Here is a 16,878-nt window from a genome sequence, read left to right as displayed (position 1 = left end):
TTCATGGATCTTCACGAAACAATCGAGAGTCTGTCCGATCAACTCTTGAAGGGCATGACGGTTGCGAGTAGCACTCTGATCTACGCGCAAAACACCGTTGGTAAGACTCGGTTAGCTCAGCACCTGAAGGACCGTGATCCTGACGGCGTAGTGTTGTACAACTCCTATATTGAGGATGTTTTCACCTGGGATAACGACCGGCTCGTGCTAAAGATGAATCTCGAATCAGACTTATTGAAAACTATCGAGACTCAGGGGCTCGACGGCGCGATCATCAAGAACTTCCAGGTCTTCACGAATGGCAGAATTGAGCCCACGATTGATATCACTAACGGTGAGATTAGCTTTGGCGTGCATACGGGTGACGACAGGGCGACCGACGGCATAAAGATATCCCGGGCGGAGGAGAGTGTATTCGTCTGGTGTGTCTACTATTCAATCCTCAGCGAGGCGATAGACACGCTTATTGATCGCCCTGACCTACGCTCAACATCGGCTTATGATCATCTAACGATCGCTGTAATTGATGATCCGGTGTCATCCATGGATGATGTGCGTATCGTCTCGGTCGCGCTGGCGTTAGCTGATCTCATCAAGCGCGCATCAGGCCTTCACCTGAGCTTCCTGGTTACGACTCATCACGCACTCTTCTTCAATGTTCTATTCAACTCTCTCCGTCGAACTAAGAAGCACCGAGCGTACACTCTTCAACGAATACCATTGACTGGGTGGAAGCTGAAGCATCAATCGAACGATTCGCCTTTCAGTTATCACCTTGGGATCGTCGATGAGATCGATCAGGCGATTTCTGATGATACGGTCCAGCGAGGCCACTTCAATCAGTTTCGCGCGCTTCTAGAAAAAACCGCCAACTTCCTTGGATATTCGGGAGGGTGGGGCGAGCTTCTTACGGGACCTGACGCTGTTGTGTTGACACGGGTTCTTAACTTGTACAGCCATGATCGGTTTGCGGATCTCGATTCCGCGGAAGTTTCTGAGGAGTACAGAGTCGCCTTGAAACGAGAATTCGAGAAGTTCGTCAAAGAGTTCCGATGGGAGCGACCAAAATGATGGAGCAGCGATCGAGATACGATCCGATCGCGATCTCTTCGGCGAGCACGGTCGTTGCCGAGTACGTCCAGGATGCGTCGAAGGCGGAGGCCTACCAGTCGGAGGCGGCGCTCGAGCAGGAGATGATCCGTCTGCTGGAGTCGCAGGCTTACGAGTACCTCCCGATCACCAGCAAGGCACAGTTGGTTGACAACCTGCGCACCCAATTGGGGACGCTCAACAGAATGACCTTCTCGGACACCGAATGGGAGACGTTCTTCGGGGCGAAGATCGCGGCTCAGACCGATGGAATCGTGGAGAAGACGGCTCGCGTCCAGGAGGACCACGTCCAGATCCTGAGGCGCGACGATGGTTCGACGAAGAACATCATGCTGCTGGACAAGACGAACATTCACAATAACCGCCTACAAGTAATCAACCAGTACGAGATCGACCAGGGTGATGGCGGCGCGAGTTGCGCAAACCGCTACGACGTGACCGTGCTCGTCAACGGGCTTCCGATGGTGCACATCGAGCTCAAGCGCCGCGGCGTCGACATTCGCGAGGCCTTCAATCAGATCAACCGCTACCAGCGCAATAGCTTCTGGGCTGGTTCCGGCCTGTTCGAGTACGTCCAGCTTTTCGTGATCAGTAACGGCACGCTGACGAAGTACTACTCCAACACCACTCGCAACCGGCACATCGATGAGGCCAAGAAGACGTCGGGGAGCAGGAAAAAGACAAGCAACAGCTTCGAGTTCACGTCGTGGTGGGCGGATGCGCAGAACCGGCCAATTCAGGAGCTCACCGCATTCGTGAGGACCTTCTTCGCGAAGCACGCGCTACTGAACATCCTGACGAAGTACTGCGTGCTCACCGTCGACCACGACCTGCTGGTCATGCGTCCTTACCAGATCGTCGCGACCGAGCAGATTCTCCAGCGCATCGACATCGCGACCAACTACAAGAGTCTCGGTAGCGTCGAGGCCGGCGGCTACGTGTGGCACACCACCGGGTCGGGAAAGACGCTCACGTCGTTCAAGACGGCGCAACTGGCTTCGAAGCTCGCCAGCGTCGACAAGGTTCTGTTCGTCGTCGACCGCAAGGATCTCGACTACCAGACGATGCGCGAGTACGACCGCTTTGAGAAGGGAGCCGCGAACTCAAACGCGTCGACCGCGGTCCTGAAGAAGCAGCTCGAGGACTCGAACGCCCGCATCATCATCACAACAATCCAGAAGCTGTCGAACTTCATTCGCGCCAACAAGGGCCACGAGATCTACTCGGGTCACGTCGTGATCATCTTCGACGAGTGTCACCGGTCACAGTTCGGCGACATGCACACCGACATCACCCGGGCTTTCAGGCGATACAACCTCTTCGGGTTCACCGGCACGCCGATCTTCGCCGCGAACTCCGGGACGGGTGGCAACCCCCAGCTCAAGACAACCGAGCAGGCGTTCGGTGACAAGCTGCACACCTACACGATCGTCGACGCGATCACGGACAAGAACGTCCTGCCATTCCGGATCGATTACATCAACACCGTCAAGATCGGCGATCCAGACGACAAGCAAGTGTCGTCCATTGATACTGAGAAGGCACTACTCGACTCACGGCGCATCAGCGAGATCGTCAAGTACACGCTTGAGCACTTCGATCAGAAGACCAAGCGTGCTTCAAGCTACGAACACTCCGTCGTCACGAACGTCGCTGAGTCGGTCCGCACCAGTCGGCGCGCCGAGGCATTGCGCGAGAAGAAGCGCGTCCGCGGCTTCAACGCAATCTTCGCGACCGCATCGATCGAGGCAGCCCGTCGCTACTACAACCACTTCCAGATTCAGCAGCAGGATCTGACAGCGGATCGTCGCCTAAAAGTTGGCGTCATCTTCTCCTACGGCGCCAACGACGCGCCGGACGAGGACATCCTCGATGATGAAGCGTTCGACACCGATGCGCTCTCAACCGACAACCGTGAGTTCTTGGAAGATGCCATCCAGGACTACAACGCCATGTTCGGGACGAGCTACGACACGAGTGCCGAAAAGTTTCAGAACTACTACAAGGACCTGTCGCAGCGGATGAAGAACCGTGAGATCGACCTGGTCATCGTCGTCAACATGTTCCTGACCGGCTTCGACGCCACGACCCTCAACACGCTATTCGTCGACAAGAACCTCAGGTCCCACGGCCTCATCCAGGCGTACTCGCGCACAAACCGCATCCTCAACTCCGTCAAGACCTACGGCAACATCGTCTCGTTCCGGAACCTCGAGGATGCGACGAACGCCGCCCTCGAACTGTTCGGCAACAAGGATGCCCGCGGAGTCGTTCTCCTCAAGCCGTACCAGGACTACTGCGGCGACTACGTCGCGAAGGTCACGGACCTACTGCAGCGCTTCCCGCTCGGCACCCCCATCATCGGCGAGTCTGCGCAGAAGGACTTCATTGCGCTGTTCGGTGCGATCCTTCGACTCCAGAACATCCTCACCTCGTTCGATGACTTCGCTGGCCAGGATCCACTGACTGAGCGTCAGGCGCAGGACTATCGCAGCTGGTATCTCGACTTCTACGCCGAGTTCCGCAAGGACCGCGACTCGGACAAAGAACTCATCAACGACGACGTCGTGTTCGAGATCGAGCTGATCAAACAGGTCGAGATCAACGTCGACTACATCCTGATGCTTGTCGAAAAGTTCCGCGCCGGCTTCGGAGACGGCGAAGACAAGGAGATTCGCGCCGAGATCTCCCGCGCGGTCGACGCCAGCCCGAGCCTTCGCAGCAAGCGCGACCTTGTCGAGGACTTCGTTGACTCGGTCTCCGTGACGGGCGCCGTCGACGAACAATGGAAGGCTTTCGTGGCGGCGAAACGCGATGCCGAGCTTGAGACACTGATCGCCGGTCAGCAGCTCCGCCCCGATGAAACGCGCGCCTTCATCGAGGCAGCGTTCCGCGACGGCCAGCTCCGGACGACAGGGACCGCAATTACGAAGGTCCTGCCGCCGGTGTCGCGGTTCGCTGCGGACGGCGGGCATGGCGAGAAAAAGCGGACTGCCGTCGAGGCGCTTGCACGCTTCTTCGACCGATTCTTCGGGCTGGGCTCAGGGGGTGACTCCTGAGGTCTAGCGATCGCTTGTGCTCTTCTTCTTCTCGCGGGCACACGTCCGCAGGGCAGCCGTAGAAGATGGGCGATCACTAGTTACCGGCGTCTCCCCCAAACCTCTCCCCCGAGCTCACCTGCTGCGCCACCCGCCGCAACGCCAACAACAACGGCTCCACCAGCACCGACCCCAACACCACGTACCGCACCGCAGCTTCCGCAGACTCCCCCGGCACCCCCGCGATCTCCGCATCCGCGATCCGCCGCGCACTCGCGAGGTACTCCGCCATCGCCGCATCCGGCACGGTGAACCCGACGCGCTCCAGCCCCTGCAGCGCCCGCGCGACCGCGTGCAGCACCGCCTCGTCGCACATCCCCGGCTTCCACCCAAGCCCCGCGACGAGCGCCTCCGCGTCAGTCAGATCCAAAGACTCATCCACCGGTGGAGTGATCGCGGCATGCGCCGTCCCGAGAAGGTCGTGCGCGCTCGCCGGCGGATCGTCCAGCGCCCCGAGCACCCGCCGCGTCTCGGCGATGCTCACCCCCGCGTCGAGCAGCGCCCGGATCACCCGCAACCGCTCCACGTGCTTCTCGCCGTACGCGGCCTGAGTCGCGGACGACCTCTCGCCCTCGGGCAGCAGCCCCTCACGCAGGTAGTACTTGATCGTCGGCACGGTCACGCCGGTCTGGGCTGACAGTTCGGAAATTCTCATGGCCACCTCTTGACTTCGATAGTAGCGCTATCCATTATGGATAGTGACACTATCCAAGCAAGGAGTCATCATGTCGAAAGTCATCACGGGCCGCATGACCCACCGCCACGAGGGCGAGCTCGTCGTGTTCCACATCGGGATGCAGATCAACCGCTGGTGGCGCCCCGACCTGTGGATGCCGGCCTTCTTCGCCATGCCGGGGATGCTGCGCGAACTCAGCACCGACCCCGACTCGGGCATGCTCGGCTACCACCTGCTCTTCGGCTCGGGCGGACCCTACGTCGTGCAGTACTGGTCGTCCGTCGACAAGCTCTACGCCTACGCATCCAGCCCGAACCAGGAGCACCGCCCCGCCTGGACCGCCTTCAACCGCGCAGCCCGCAAGGCCCCGGGAGCGGTGGGCGTCTGGCACGAGACCTTCCGCGTCGACACCGCCGAGAGCGTATACGTCTCGACGAAGCCGATGGGGCTGCCGAAGGCGACGGAGCTCGCCCCCGTGGGTAAGCGTCACGATCGGGCGCAGGCGCGGTTCGCGGACGGGCGGACGGAAGCCCCGAAGGCCGAGCCTGCGCAGTAGCCGTCGCCCAGCGACCGACACCACCGAACAACCGACTATCCTCGCACCATGCCCACCGATCGCCCGCGCGCCTGGATCTTCGACGTCGACGGCACCCTCGCCCTCATCGGCGACCGCTCGCCGTATGACATGCGCAACGTGTCGATCGACACCCCGAACCACCCTGTCGTCGTCGCCGCTCAAGCGTTCGCCGCGCACCCCGACGTCGACGCGCTCATCGTCGTCTCGGGCCGCGACGAGACCGCCCGTCGCGCCACCGAGGCCTGGCTGACGTTCAACGAGATCCCGTTCGACCGCCTCCTGCTCCGCCGCACGGGCGACCAGCGCGCCGACAACATCGTCAAGGCCGAGATCTACGACGCCCACATCGAGCCGCACTTCACCGTGATCGGCGTGGTCGACGATCGCCGCAGCGTGGTCGAGATGTGGCGGTCTCGCGGACTGGTCTGCTTCCAGGTGGCCGAGGGCGACTTCTGAGGCCCACCTGTCGGAGTTCAGCGCCGTCGACACGATCCATCATTTTCCGGATCCGTGTCCTGTGCGCTGGTGGTCGTTCGTCGTCTGGGTAAGTGGATGTAGAAGGACCTTGAGGAGAACACATATGCGCTACGTACTTTTCATCTGCACCGACCCGACCGCTGAGCCCTATGTCGAAGCCGAGGATAACGCCGGGGAGTGGGTGGCGTCGCTGCAGGACAGCGGCTCCTACGTGTTGGGCGACCGCCTGCGGCCCGTCGAAGACGCCACGACCGTGCGCGTCCGAGCCGGCGAGCGGATCGTGGCCGACGGACCGTTCACCGAGAGCCGCGAATGGATCGCCGGGTTCGACGTGATCGACGCCGACGACCTCGACGCCGCGATCGAGATCGCCGCCGCACACCCGATGGCCCGGTTCGGCCTGGTCGAAGTACGCCCCGTGTGGCCGCTCGGGTCGACGATGTGACCACACCGGAAGAGCCGCCGGGTGCGCTCACGGATGCCATGGCCGCCGTTCGGCACGTGGCATCCATCGAGTACGGCCGCGTGGTCGCGAGCGTGATCGGCACGGTCCACGACTGGACTCTCGCCGAAGACGCCGTGCAAGACGCACTGGCGCGAGCCGTCGAGCGGTGGCCAGGCGGCGGGGTTCCGGCGAACCCCGCCGCCTGGGTCACGACCGTCGCCCGCCGCCGCGCGATCGACCTCGTCCGGCATGCGGATGCCGAGCGCCGGGCGGTGGCACGCCTGGAGCACGAGCCGCACGAAGGCGTCGACATCACCCAGGGAGCCGACGACCACGACGACGCATTCCCGCATGGAGACGAGCGGCTGAAGCTGATCTTCACCGCCTGCCACCCCGCGTTGACCCTGGAGGCCCGCGCGGCGTTGACGCTCCGCACCGTCCTGAATGTGTCGATCGAACAGCTCGCCGGGATCTTCGCCGTCGCCCCCACGACGATGGAGAAGAGACTCGTGCGGGCTCGGGCCAAGATCGCGCACGCCAACATCCCGTACCGCGTTCCGGACGCCGCGCAGCTCGATAGTCGAAGCGCGAGCGTCTGCGAGGTCCTGTCCGCCCTGTTCACCATCGGCTACTCCGATCCGACGCTCCAGCCCGACCCCGGCGCCGAAGCTATCCGGCTTGCCCGGCTGTGCCGGCAGTTGCTCCCCTCGGATTCCCCGGCCCGACTCGAGTTCACGGGGCTTCTCTCCCTCCTTCTTCTTCAGCACTCCCGCCGGGCGGCACGCACGACACCCGACGGACTGTCCGTCCCGTTCGACGAGCAGGATCGCGGGCTGTGGAATGTCTCCGAGATCGAGGAAGGGCTGCAGCTCCTCGACGACGCCGTCGAGGAGGCGGCACGGGCGGACATTCACGGCGGACGGCACCTCATCCGCGCCACCGTCGCGGCCGAGTACGTCCGCCCCGCCCCGGGGATGGAGATCGACCACGCCCGCATCGCCGACATCTACGGCGTGCTGGAGCAGGTGGATGCATCGCCGTTCGTCCGCCTGAATCGTGCGGTCGCCGTCGCGAACGCCGGACGACCGGCCGAAGCCCTCGCGCTGACCGAAGCTCTCGAGAGCTCGCTGGGAGGACACCACCTCTACTCAGCGGTGCGGGGAGATCTCCTGCAGCGCCTCAAGCGCGACGAAGAAGCGAGCTCCGCGTTTCGCGATGCCGCACGCACCGCTCCGACGGAACGCGAGCGACGGTCATACTCCCAGCACGCTGACGACATCGCCTCGGCATCGACCTAGCCTGCGGCGGGATCAAGCGCGTTCTCGTCAATGATGCGAACTCGTCGAGGGGAGAACACCAACACGGCTCGGTGTACGAATGATTCCTCACTCAACGCAGGGAGACGAGCCAGCTCCATTGCCCCCGTCACCACCCTCATCACCAGAGCCGCGAACACAAAGACCGGCCCAATCCATGGCACCTCGGACCCGAACTGGAATCCCACAGCGACAACGCCGCCCACGATGACCACGTTGACGATCGCTACGACTACGCCCAGACCTCGAGGGAGGGTCATCCCGGAACTGATACCGATACTGACCCCCAGGGCACAGATGACGAGGTAGACAGCGAGCTCGCCGCCGATCTCCAAGATCATTGCCATCGCTCCTTCGTCAGCATGTCACCCTCATGATGACCCCTGGCACCGGCGCAGCAGTGAAGAACAAGCAGGTCTTAGGGTTGTCTCCCTGAGCGATATGCGCCTGAGCCACAATGTATGAGCCAAAGACGGCGCACGCCTGGAACACCTTCGGCAGCGCCTTTGCGAAGATTCCACACATCCCGACCGCAGCCGTGTAGTCCCGGACCCGCGAGGTTTCAGCACGCGTGAGCTTCATTCCCCAGATCGGGCCGTTCCAGATCCAGCTCGGATCAGCCACCACCGGGTACGCGGTTGTGGCGCTCGGGGTCACAACCTGGAACAGCTCATCCCCTCGCACCTCGTACCGCGTTTCCACCGCGGCACCATTCGCGTCAGTCGCCCACGGAGCGGCGACAGGAACGTAGTCGCCGGTCTCGTCCAAGAAGATCACTTCACCGGTGTCACTCTGGTACGGCTGATAGCCATCCATGCGGTATCCGAATTCGCGTGGGCTCTCGGCACCGCCCAACACGGTCTGGATGCGCGTCGATCCGTCGGCGAGCGTCTGCACAGCAACTGCATCACCCGAACTGTCGTCGGCAGTGAAGACGACGGTGCCATCCTCAGCCACCACACCATCGCTGATGGGGATTTCGTCAGGTAGCTCGATCGCCCGACTTTCCGTCTGGGTGCCTCCATCAATCGGCACACTCACAACGACGTTCTCTTCAGCCGAAAGCGGTACTGCCGCTGAAATCTCCCCTACCGTCGTGCTCAACTGGCCGCCCTGGACCATCCCCGGCTGGGACAGAGTCGTTGTCGGGGTCGCCGCCTCAATCGTGGCCGCGACAGACTCCGCGTCGTCAACGTCGCTGTCCGACGCATGAGCCGGCAAAGCCATCGTTATCGTGAGGGCAATGGTGGCGGCTATCGCCACGAGGAGTTCGCGCGTTCTTTGCATCATCTCTGGGGTCCATTCACTCGTAGCGGCCCGCCGATAGTTGGCCTCGCCTGTCAAGCTTGGCCATATGAGAAATGAAAGCATACATATGAGGACGTTACTGATATGCTGCGTTCGGTCAAGCCGCATACGCCACCCGTCACGTGGCCGCGAGCGCCTCACGCCTCATCGACCACACGCCGACGAACGCAGTGCCTCAGCGACCAGCAACCGCAATCCCCCGCAGCAACCGCACCACGGTCTCCTCCACCCGCTCCGCACTTAACGGCTGCCCGATCAGCGCAGAGTACGACGCCATCGCGATGAACTGATCTGCGATCGCGGCCGCATCCACATCCGCCCGCACGTCCCCGTTGGCACGCCCGCGCGACACCCGCTCGCCCACCCACTCACGGATCGGCGCCGCCAGCCGCTCGTTCAACACCAACCCCAGCTCGGGATCGGCCGCCGTCACCTCGATCAGCGCCCGCGCCAGCGCCACGCCCTCGGGGCGAGCCAGTCCGGCACTCATCGCCGAGAACCACGCCCGCAGATCCGCTCCGAGGTCTGCCGTCATCGGCACCGACACCTCGGCTCCCGGCAGCGCCCCCTCGAGCAGCGCCTCCCCGAGGATCGCGGCCTTCGACGGCCACCACCGGTAGATCGTCTGCTTCGAGACCTCCGCTTCGGCGGCGAGGCCCTCGATCGTCACGGCCTCGTAGCCGTCTGCGGCGAGCGCACGCCGCATCGCGTCCAGTACGGACTGGCGGGCTTTCTCACTTCGAGGACGGGGCACCTTTCGAGCGTACCCAGGCGTACACTGGAACATAAGTAGACGCACCGTTGCGAAACCTGCACGGGACCCGAACAAGGAGAAAGAGCATGGCCCTCACCGCACACTCCACCATCGGCGACTGGATGAACGACCCGACCGGCGGACCTCTCATCCGCGGACTCTTCGAGAAGACGGGCGCCGACCCCGAGCTGCTCACCCCCGTGCTCGGACTCCCCCTGCAGCAGCTCGTCGCGATGAGCCAGGGCCAGCTTCCCCAGTCGGTCGTGGACGACCTCGTGCGCGCGGCCAACGGCGGCGAGATCCCCGAAGACGACGCCTCCGAGGGTTGGATCGAGAAGCCCACCTCCGGCCGCTTCGCCGGCAAGACCGTGATCGTGACGGGCGCCGCGTCCGGTATCGGCAAGGCCACCGCCTCGCGCATCGTCCGTGAAGGCGGACGCGTGATCGCCAGCGACATCGCCGCCGAGAAGCTCGACGCCCTCAAGGCCGAGCTGCCGGATGCGGACATCGTCACGGTCGCGGGCGACCTCACGAAGCAGGACGCGATCGACGCCGTCATCGCTGCCGCGGGCGACCGCATCGACGGCCTCGCGAACGTCGCCGGCATCAACGACGACTTCTCCCCCGCGGGCGAGACCCCGGATGCCGTCTGGGACCGCGTCATCGCGATCAACCTGACCGCTCCGTTCAAGCTCATGCGCGCGGTCATCCCTGTGATGGAGGCAGCCGGTCGCGGTGCGATCCTCAACGTCTCGAGCGAGGCGGGCCTGCGCGGCAACGCCTCGGGCAACGCCTACACGGCCAGCAAGCACGGCATCATCGGCGTCACGAAGTCCGCAGCCTTCATGTACGGGCCGAAGGGCATCCGCGTGAACTCCGTCGCCCCCGGCGGCGTCGCCACCGGCATCCCGATGCCCCCGCACATGTCGGAGTACGGCTCCGGCCGTTTGGCCCCGTTCCAGCAGGCCATCCCGACCGTGGCGACCGCCGAGCACCTTGCCGCCTCGATCACGTTCCTGCTGTCGGACGACGCCGTGAACATCAACGGCGCCATCCTCGCCTCCGACGGCGGATGGTCGGTGCAGTAAGCCCGCACCCGCGAGATCAACGCCCCGCCGACCCGAACGGCGGGGCGTTTCTCGTATCCGACATCTCCCGATAGCCGCGTCCGCACCCTCCACCTACACTCGACGTCATGCTGAAGCTCGTGTCGGTCGTGATCCGCGTGACGGACCTCCCTGCGCAGTCCGCGTTCTGGAAGGCAGCCCTGGACTACGTCGAACGCGATCCGGCCGAAGACGACTGGGTCGTGTTGAAGCCGCGCGACGCCGACGCTCCCTGCATCGCCCTCGACGCCCACCACTCCGAGCGCATACTGCCTCCGCGCATCCACCTCGACATCTACGCGGAGGACCAGAGCGCCGAAGTGCGACGGCTCCTCGACCTGGGCGCACGCGAGGTGCACTGGGACGGCCGCCCGGCCGACGCCGACTACGTGATCATGGAAGATCCCGAAGGCAACCGCTTCTGCATCGTCGACCGGCCCGACTGGGCGGGCTGGGGCGGCAGACGTTGAATCGGGCCTCGGGCCATCCGCACGACCTGTCGCACATTCCGGACTGAACGATTCACTGTTCCGCGCGAAAGCTCACCCCGACCCTCTCGCCTTGCGAGAAGTAGTGCCGGAACGTGTAATACACCGGGTTCCAGGCGTCCAGGTCGATGTGCGAGGTTCCCGGCACCGTCAGCGCCTGATGCACGTGCGTGCGCAGGACCTTCGCGTGGACGATGGTGGCGTCTCCGTCCTCACCCAACGGCGTCATGTTCGTGACCCGGGCCTCCATCTGAACGGGGCATTCGGCGATCCGCGGGGGCAGAACCACCCCGCTCGGCCGCGGAGTGAATCTGCCGAGCGTCCACTTGTCCGGCTCATACCTGTACTTCTCCCGCTTGTGGCGCGGGACTTCAGCAACCCCGGTGGTGTCGGCGATCCTCTCGATCGACTCCCACAGCGGGGCGTCGGGCAGGTTGATGACCAGCTCACCGTTCTCGCGGAGATTGCGCATCGCCCGGCCCGAATTGCTCAACCCCAAGACATAGGTGTCATCCAGAGCCCAGGTTGAGGAGATGGGAGTGATGTTCGCTGTTTCGTCTCCCGGCATCAGCGTGCTGAGCAGGGCGACGGGGGTCCCGAAGTAGAACACGGAGGGTTCGATTGCCAGAGTCGGGTTCATGAGGTCCAGTCTGTGGCGGGAACGGTTCGGGCTGGACCGAACAATGCCGGCGATAAAGTTCTTGCAATGAAGGAAACGAGTAGTCCGGAACTGGCGGCGACGGCCGCCGTCTTCGCCAACGACGCCCGCGCGTCGATGCTGCTCCTGATGCTCGATGGAAGGGCATGGACGCTCACTGAACTGTCCAAGACCGCCGACATCGCTCGGTCGTCAGCGAGCGAGCACGCCGACAGGCTGCTGGACGCCGGGCTTGTCGAGGAGATGCGGCAGGGTCGGCACCGCTACCTCCGGCTCGCCGGGACCCCCGCCGCTGAACTGGTCGAGTCACTCGCAGCATTCTCCGGTCGCGTCCGGCCTGCCAAGCCGTCACTCGACGCCCAACACCGTGACCGCGCCATCAGGGAGGCACGTACCTGTTACCGCCACCTCGCGGGCAGACTCGGCATCGCACTCACCGACGGTATGCACGCGAAGGGCTTGATCGAGTCAGACTTCTCGCTCACCCCGCCGGGACGGGCCTGGCTGACGTCGCTCGGCATCGACCTGCCGAAGCATCCGAAGCGCACTCTCACCCGTCCGTGCCTCGACTGGACGGAACGACGCGAACACCTGGCCGGGCTCGCCGCAGACATGCTCCTCGCGACGTTCAAAGAGAAGGCATGGATCGAACAGGTTCCGTCCAGCACCCGCGCGGTGCGGCTCACCGCCGCGGGACGGGAGGGTCTCGCGGACCTGCTTTCGACAGACCGCTTCTGACGGCACGCCCTAGTCGGCTCCGGCCAACATCCGGTCGACCCAGAGCGGATGCGGCAGCTCTGCGACTTCGGCGCGCGTAAACCATCCGACCTCGTCCGGATCCTCCCCCGGCTCGACCCCACCACCGATCAGACCCCATTCCTCCGAACCCGCCGTGCGTGCGAGAAGGAAACGATCGCCCTCGCGGATCACCGCGGTCACGCCCGGCAGCAGCAACAGGTCGTGACCGATCCGCACGCGGATCGACCGGACATAGTCAGAGAGGGGCATGCCGCGAGTCTAGGTGGCGGTGCTCGACGCCCTCCGGTCACACCTGACCGGAGCGCCCGTCCCTCGCCATCGCCTGCCGGTGCGATGTCAGCGCCGCGCGCACGGCCGAATAGATCACCAGCCACGTGACGAGGATCCCGATGAGGATGTACGCGAGGTTCATCAGAAGGAAAGGAAGGAGCGAGTCAGCGAACATCGCCCCAGGATGGCGCACGACGGGCACCGGACCGGTCAGACTCCCCGCATCCGCGCCACGGCCGCCCGCACCAGCGCGGTATTCCCCGGCGCGGGCGCACCGTCGGGAAGCAGCAGGGTGTCTTCCAACCCGATGCGCGAGGCCAGCCCGAGCTCGGCCGCGAGGTCGAACACCGGCCACGTCGAGCCCTCTTCGCCGTGGAGCAGGATCGGCAGATCAGGCTCCTCGAGCTCGACGTGCGCGATCATCCCCTCGGCGTGCTCGCGCAGCATCTCGGTCGGCTCGTCGGGAAGCTCGATCAGCACCCGCAGGCACTCACCTCTCACAGGCGAACGTTTCCACACCTCGAAACCGGCCGCGTCCCACAGTCCGGCTTCAACCGCGATCCCACGCTTCAGCAGCAGAGCGGCTACCTCGTCAGCGCCGGCCTCGTGCCAATTGACCGATGCGTGATCGGGCAGCTCCGTCCACGACTCGATCGCGGCGAGACGACGCGCGACATCGGGCTCCGCCCACGCCCCCGTGGTCGCCCCGACCGGCACGCCGGGAATCGCGGCACGCACCGCCCGCACCCACCGCGCGACATCATCGGCAGCGAGACTGTCCCGACCCGCCGCATCCTTCGGGTGCACGTGCACCTCTTGCGCCCCGGCAGCCACCGCACGCGCGGCGTCGTCGGCCACGACCGAGGCATCCGCGCTCAGCCACGGGTGCTCGACCGCATCACGGGCGCCGTTGACACATACCTGCAACTGCATCCGACGCGCAGACCGGGCAGGAGGGTCGGAGTCCGACGCCACCGTCAACGGCCGATCAGCTCGCGCGGGTGCAGATCGTAGGCGGAGGAGTCGGCCGACGGGCGCTCTTCCGTCCGCACCGTGTGCTCGACCTGACGTGCGACCGCCGCACTGCGACCGACCTTCACCGCCTCGGCTTCGCTCTCGAAACTGCTCCCCAACGTCTGCGATTCCCCTTCGATGCGGTTGAACCAGATACCGTTGCGGTGGAATGTCTCGATGTCGCCTGCAGCCATGGCGGGATCCCTTCTCTCGTATCCTTTTCTACGTGAGACCACCGACACGGCAGAGGGGCTTGACAGCCTCCACGGCGCCGCCCGAGCACCCCCGGCTCAGACCGTAAGACCAGCCCGGCGCACGGCATCACCCATCGCCACGAACGCCTCTTCGAGGATCGGACGCGGTGTCGCGAAGACCACCCGAACGTGGCCCTCGGCGCCACGCCCGAGCAGCCTGCCCTCGGTCAGCACGACCCCGGCCCGCTCACGGAAGAACTCGGCCGGCGGTCCCGGAATCCCCAAGGCGGCAGTGTCGATCCACCCGATGTACGTCGCCTCGGGCACGCGATACACAGCCCCGGGAAGATGCTCGTCCACCAGCCGCGCGAGCTCGTGCCGCGATCCGTCGAGGTACGCGATCACCTCCGTCAGCCACGGCTTTCCCGCCCGATACGCCGCCGTCGAGGCCACCACGCCGAGGGTCGCCGCGCCATGCTGCACCGCGAACCCGAACCGCTTGTACAGCTCCTGGTCGGCATCGTTCGACGTGATCAGCTGCGCGGTCTTCAGCCCCGGGATGTTCCACGCTTTCGAGGCACTCGTGCCTGTGACTGTGTGCGCGGCGGTCGCCGCCGACACCGACGCGTAGGGCACGAACGGCGCACCGTCGTAGCGCAGCGGTGCATGGATCTCATCCGCGAACACCCGCCCGCCGTGGCGCTCGACGATCTCCGCGATCGCCTCCAGCTCTTCCCGACCGACGATCGTGCCGGTCGGGTTGTGCGGGTTGCAGAGCACGAGCGTCCGCGCCCCTGCAGCGAACGCCTCGTCGATGCGCTGCAGATCGTGCTGCCAGCGTCCGTCGATCTCGACGCCGGGGACCTCGATCACCGGATGCCCGATCGCCGGCAGGTATGTCAGGAACGGCATGTACGCCGGAGTCGGCACGATCACGGGCGACCCCGCGGGCGCATACTCCTGCACCGCGACACCGAGCGCCGCCATCACGTCCGAGACCGGATGCACACGCTCGGGGTCGACCGCCCAGCCGTACTCATCCTGCATCCACTCGGCCGTCGCCTCCCCCAGCTCCGCGGCCTGCGGAGGGGAGAGGTAGCCGAGATTCTCGTCGTCGATCGCGCGATGCAGTGCCTCGGCGATCTCGGGAGCGACCCCGAAATCCATCTCCGCCACCCACGCCCCGATGCGACCGGGATGCAGACTCCACTTGCGACTCTGCGGCCGATCGAGGAAGAGACGGGTGCGCGCATCGAAGGGATGCGACGGTTGCGAGGAACGGTCCGTGGTCATGATTTGGGTGCCCGCCGGCTCAGCCGACGGCGTCGATACAGGACGCGTGCAGGACGCGGATCTCGGACACGGGGACTCCATTCGCAACGGCTCCGACCAATCTACGGACACCGCTGTGCCGTCGCATTTCGCGTTTCCATCCATGACGGCCAGGTCGAGCGGAAGCGGCCGGGCCGAGCGGAAGCGGCCGGGCCGAGCGGAAGGGCGAGGCCGCGATCACTGCGGGGCGGGGCGCCCACGGGTCAGGTGCTCGACGGCCATGGTTGCGATCGACGTCATCGTCGATGCATCCTCACCTTCGGACGTCGTGAAGCGGAGCCAGTCGGCGCCGACGCGAACATCGAGAACGGAGCGCCCATAGAAGTCGGTACCGGAGAGCGCGGTGTCTGCACCCTCGATGGAGACGGGGCTCCCGCCGTCGAGTTCTTCGAAGGCCCAGGCACCGGACGGGAGCGTGGTGAGGGTGACCAGGGTGGCGTCGTGGTAGATATCCGAGCCTTCCGCGTACATGCAGTACTGCCCTCCGCCGTTCACGTAATACACCTCTGCAGGAATGCCCCACACTCCCAGCGTGGTGAACTCCACGATCTCGACATGTGTGCCCACCAGGGCGGAGACCTCCTCCCCCGTGAGCATGGTCTCGCATCGGGCTGCGGCGATCTCGCTCGCACCGTATTCGAAGTCTCGAAGTGTGCCCGCTGCGGTCGCAAGCAGCCCTTCCATTGCTTCACGCACGCGATCCTGGTCGCCTTCGACGAGGTCGGGAGCCGTGAGCGCCCCCGTCAGCAGAACGTCACCGTCTCGAAGCGTGAACATGCACCCTCCTTCGTAGCACCGGACGACGATGTCGACGTTGCCTGCCGCCCCGCGACTCGCCGCACCGTCGAGGATCATCTGCGCATCGGGGACCATCGCGACCGACCAGTAGGTGTCCTGCGACTGCGAATCGAACCTCGCCGGATCGCCCGCGGAACAGGCGATGCCTCCCGCCCTCTGCATCATGTATTGCGCAGGACCCGGGTACCAGTTCGGCGAGGACGTCAGCCCCATGGTCTCGCTCACCCCTCCCAAGGATTCGCCCAGCAGGCCGGTGGTGACGCTGTCCACCTCGGCACAGGTGACATCGAACGCGGCCACGGGTGCCAGTATCGGCTCGACGGTGGGAGTGGGCGTCGGAGTCGACGACGCCCACGGGCTCGGCGACACCTCGGGCGCCGGGGAGCACCCGGTCATGACGAAGACGGCGACGAGGCTGACGACAGCAAGAGGACGCAGATGCACACGATCAGCGTAGAAGGCGGCCGATGAACCGCTACGTGCGCCACGGCAACGATC

Annotated in this window: 20 protein-coding genes; 9 read left to right on the top strand and 11 right to left on the bottom strand. The window is 64.8% G+C overall.

What is annotated here, in order from left to right; genetic code table 11:
• Window positions 1-3: 3 nt before the first annotated feature.
• Window positions 4-1,071, top strand: a complete 1,068-nt coding sequence (locus ACIQLD_RS13315; protein WP_402608455.1) for a hypothetical protein — start codon at window positions 4-6, stop codon at window positions 1,069-1,071.
• A complete protein-coding gene (locus ACIQLD_RS13310; protein WP_402608454.1) occupies window positions 1,068-4,169 on the top strand; it encodes a type I restriction endonuclease subunit R in 3,102 nt (1,033 codons plus the stop codon). The genes ACIQLD_RS13315 and ACIQLD_RS13310 overlap by 4 nt, the downstream gene beginning before the upstream one ends.
• 76 nt (window positions 4,170-4,245) lie before the next feature.
• Here the strand turns inward: ACIQLD_RS13310 and ACIQLD_RS13305 are convergent, their stop codons facing one another.
• On the bottom strand, window positions 4,246-4,863 hold the full coding sequence (locus ACIQLD_RS13305; protein ID WP_402608453.1) for a MerR family transcriptional regulator: 618 nt from the start codon (window positions 4,861-4,863) through the stop codon (window positions 4,246-4,248).
• Window positions 4,864-4,933: 70 nt separating this feature from the next.
• Here ACIQLD_RS13305 and ACIQLD_RS13300 point away from each other — a divergent pair, with 70 nt between their 5' ends.
• From ACIQLD_RS13300 to ACIQLD_RS13285, 4 genes are all read left to right on the top strand, one after another.
• Window positions 4,934-5,440: a DUF4188 domain-containing protein gene (locus ACIQLD_RS13300; protein ID WP_402608452.1), complete on the top strand. Its 507-nt coding sequence runs from the start codon at window positions 4,934-4,936 to the stop codon at window positions 5,438-5,440.
• Window positions 5,441-5,488: 48 nt separating this feature from the next.
• Window positions 5,489-5,917: a polynucleotide kinase gene (locus tag ACIQLD_RS13295; RefSeq protein WP_021200268.1), complete on the top strand. Its 429-nt coding sequence runs from the start codon at window positions 5,489-5,491 to the stop codon at window positions 5,915-5,917.
• 124 nt (window positions 5,918-6,041) lie between these two features.
• Window positions 6,042-6,383 (top strand): YciI family protein, encoded by a 342-nt coding sequence (locus ACIQLD_RS13290; protein WP_017202934.1) that lies wholly within the window; start codon window positions 6,042-6,044, stop codon window positions 6,381-6,383.
• On the top strand, window positions 6,380-7,681 hold the full coding sequence (locus ACIQLD_RS13285; protein WP_402608451.1) for an RNA polymerase sigma factor: 1,302 nt from the start codon (window positions 6,380-6,382) through the stop codon (window positions 7,679-7,681). Before ACIQLD_RS13290 ends, ACIQLD_RS13285 begins: the two co-directional genes overlap by 4 nt.
• On the opposite strand, the gene ACIQLD_RS13280 is transcribed toward ACIQLD_RS13285, so the two are convergent.
• The 3 genes from ACIQLD_RS13280 to ACIQLD_RS13270 all read right to left on the bottom strand — a co-directional run bounded on the left by ACIQLD_RS13280 (window position 7,678) and on the right by ACIQLD_RS13270 (window position 9,761).
• A complete protein-coding gene (locus ACIQLD_RS13280; protein ID WP_402608450.1) occupies window positions 7,678-8,040 on the bottom strand; it encodes a hypothetical protein in 363 nt (120 codons plus the stop codon). The two genes, ACIQLD_RS13285 and ACIQLD_RS13280, sit on opposite strands and share 4 nt — an antisense overlap.
• Before the next feature lie 16 nt (window positions 8,041-8,056).
• A complete protein-coding gene (locus ACIQLD_RS13275) occupies window positions 8,057-8,989 on the bottom strand; it encodes a hypothetical protein (RefSeq protein ID WP_402608449.1) in 933 nt (310 codons plus the stop codon).
• 193 nt (window positions 8,990-9,182) lie between these two features.
• Complete coding sequence (locus ACIQLD_RS13270) at window positions 9,183-9,761, bottom strand: TetR/AcrR family transcriptional regulator (protein WP_402608448.1); 579 nt, start codon at window positions 9,759-9,761, stop codon at window positions 9,183-9,185.
• Between the two features lie 86 nt (window positions 9,762-9,847).
• On the opposite strand from ACIQLD_RS13270, the gene ACIQLD_RS13265 reads away from it, so the two are divergent.
• Together ACIQLD_RS13265 and ACIQLD_RS13260 are read left to right on the top strand one after the other, a co-directional pair.
• Complete coding sequence (locus ACIQLD_RS13265) at window positions 9,848-10,849, top strand: SDR family NAD(P)-dependent oxidoreductase (protein WP_402608447.1); 1,002 nt, start codon at window positions 9,848-9,850, stop codon at window positions 10,847-10,849.
• Window positions 10,850-10,956: 107 nt separating this feature from the next.
• Window positions 10,957-11,337 (top strand): VOC family protein, encoded by a 381-nt coding sequence (locus ACIQLD_RS13260; RefSeq protein ID WP_292767690.1) that lies wholly within the window; start codon window positions 10,957-10,959, stop codon window positions 11,335-11,337.
• 52 nt (window positions 11,338-11,389) lie between these two features.
• Here the strand turns inward: ACIQLD_RS13260 and ACIQLD_RS13255 are convergent, their stop codons facing one another.
• Entirely contained in the window at window positions 11,390-11,995 is a 606-nt protein-coding gene (locus ACIQLD_RS13255; RefSeq protein WP_402608446.1) for a flavin reductase family protein, read from the bottom strand.
• Window positions 11,996-12,007: 12 nt separating this feature from the next.
• Here ACIQLD_RS13255 and ACIQLD_RS13250 point away from each other — a divergent pair, with 12 nt between their 5' ends.
• Window positions 12,008-12,751, top strand: coding sequence for an ArsR/SmtB family transcription factor (locus ACIQLD_RS13250; RefSeq protein WP_402608445.1), 744 nt, complete (start codon window positions 12,008-12,010; stop codon window positions 12,749-12,751).
• 9 nt (window positions 12,752-12,760) lie between these two features.
• On the opposite strand, the gene ACIQLD_RS13245 is transcribed toward ACIQLD_RS13250, so the two are convergent.
• From ACIQLD_RS13245 to ACIQLD_RS13220, 6 genes are all read right to left on the bottom strand, one after another.
• Window positions 12,761-13,021 (bottom strand): NUDIX domain-containing protein, encoded by a 261-nt coding sequence (locus tag ACIQLD_RS13245; RefSeq protein ID WP_402608444.1) that lies wholly within the window; start codon window positions 13,019-13,021, stop codon window positions 12,761-12,763.
• Between the two features lie 37 nt (window positions 13,022-13,058).
• Window positions 13,059-13,217 carry a hypothetical protein gene (locus ACIQLD_RS13240; RefSeq protein ID WP_402608443.1) on the bottom strand — a complete coding sequence of 53 codons (159 nt, stop codon included), beginning with the start codon at window positions 13,215-13,217 and terminating at the stop codon, window positions 13,059-13,061.
• A gap of 35 nt (window positions 13,218-13,252) precedes the next feature.
• On the bottom strand, window positions 13,253-13,975 hold the full coding sequence (locus ACIQLD_RS13235; protein WP_402608442.1) for a 3-keto-5-aminohexanoate cleavage protein: 723 nt from the start codon (window positions 13,973-13,975) through the stop codon (window positions 13,253-13,255).
• A gap of 44 nt (window positions 13,976-14,019) precedes the next feature.
• A complete protein-coding gene (locus ACIQLD_RS13230; RefSeq protein ID WP_402608441.1) occupies window positions 14,020-14,250 on the bottom strand; it encodes a hypothetical protein in 231 nt (76 codons plus the stop codon).
• Window positions 14,251-14,346: 96 nt separating this feature from the next.
• Window positions 14,347-15,543, bottom strand: coding sequence for a MalY/PatB family protein (locus ACIQLD_RS13225; protein ID WP_402608440.1), 1,197 nt, complete (start codon window positions 15,541-15,543; stop codon window positions 14,347-14,349).
• 216 nt (window positions 15,544-15,759) lie between these two features.
• Entirely contained in the window at window positions 15,760-16,824 is a 1,065-nt protein-coding gene (locus ACIQLD_RS13220) for a hypothetical protein (protein WP_402608439.1), read from the bottom strand.
• Between the last annotated feature and the right edge of the window lie 54 nt (window positions 16,825-16,878).

Origin of the sequence: Microbacterium sp. NPDC091662, from assembly GCF_044756705.1 — a bacterium.
Lineage (GTDB): Bacteria > Actinomycetota > Actinomycetes > Actinomycetales > Microbacteriaceae > Microbacterium.
This window is presented reverse-complemented; position numbering and strand designations above follow the sequence as displayed.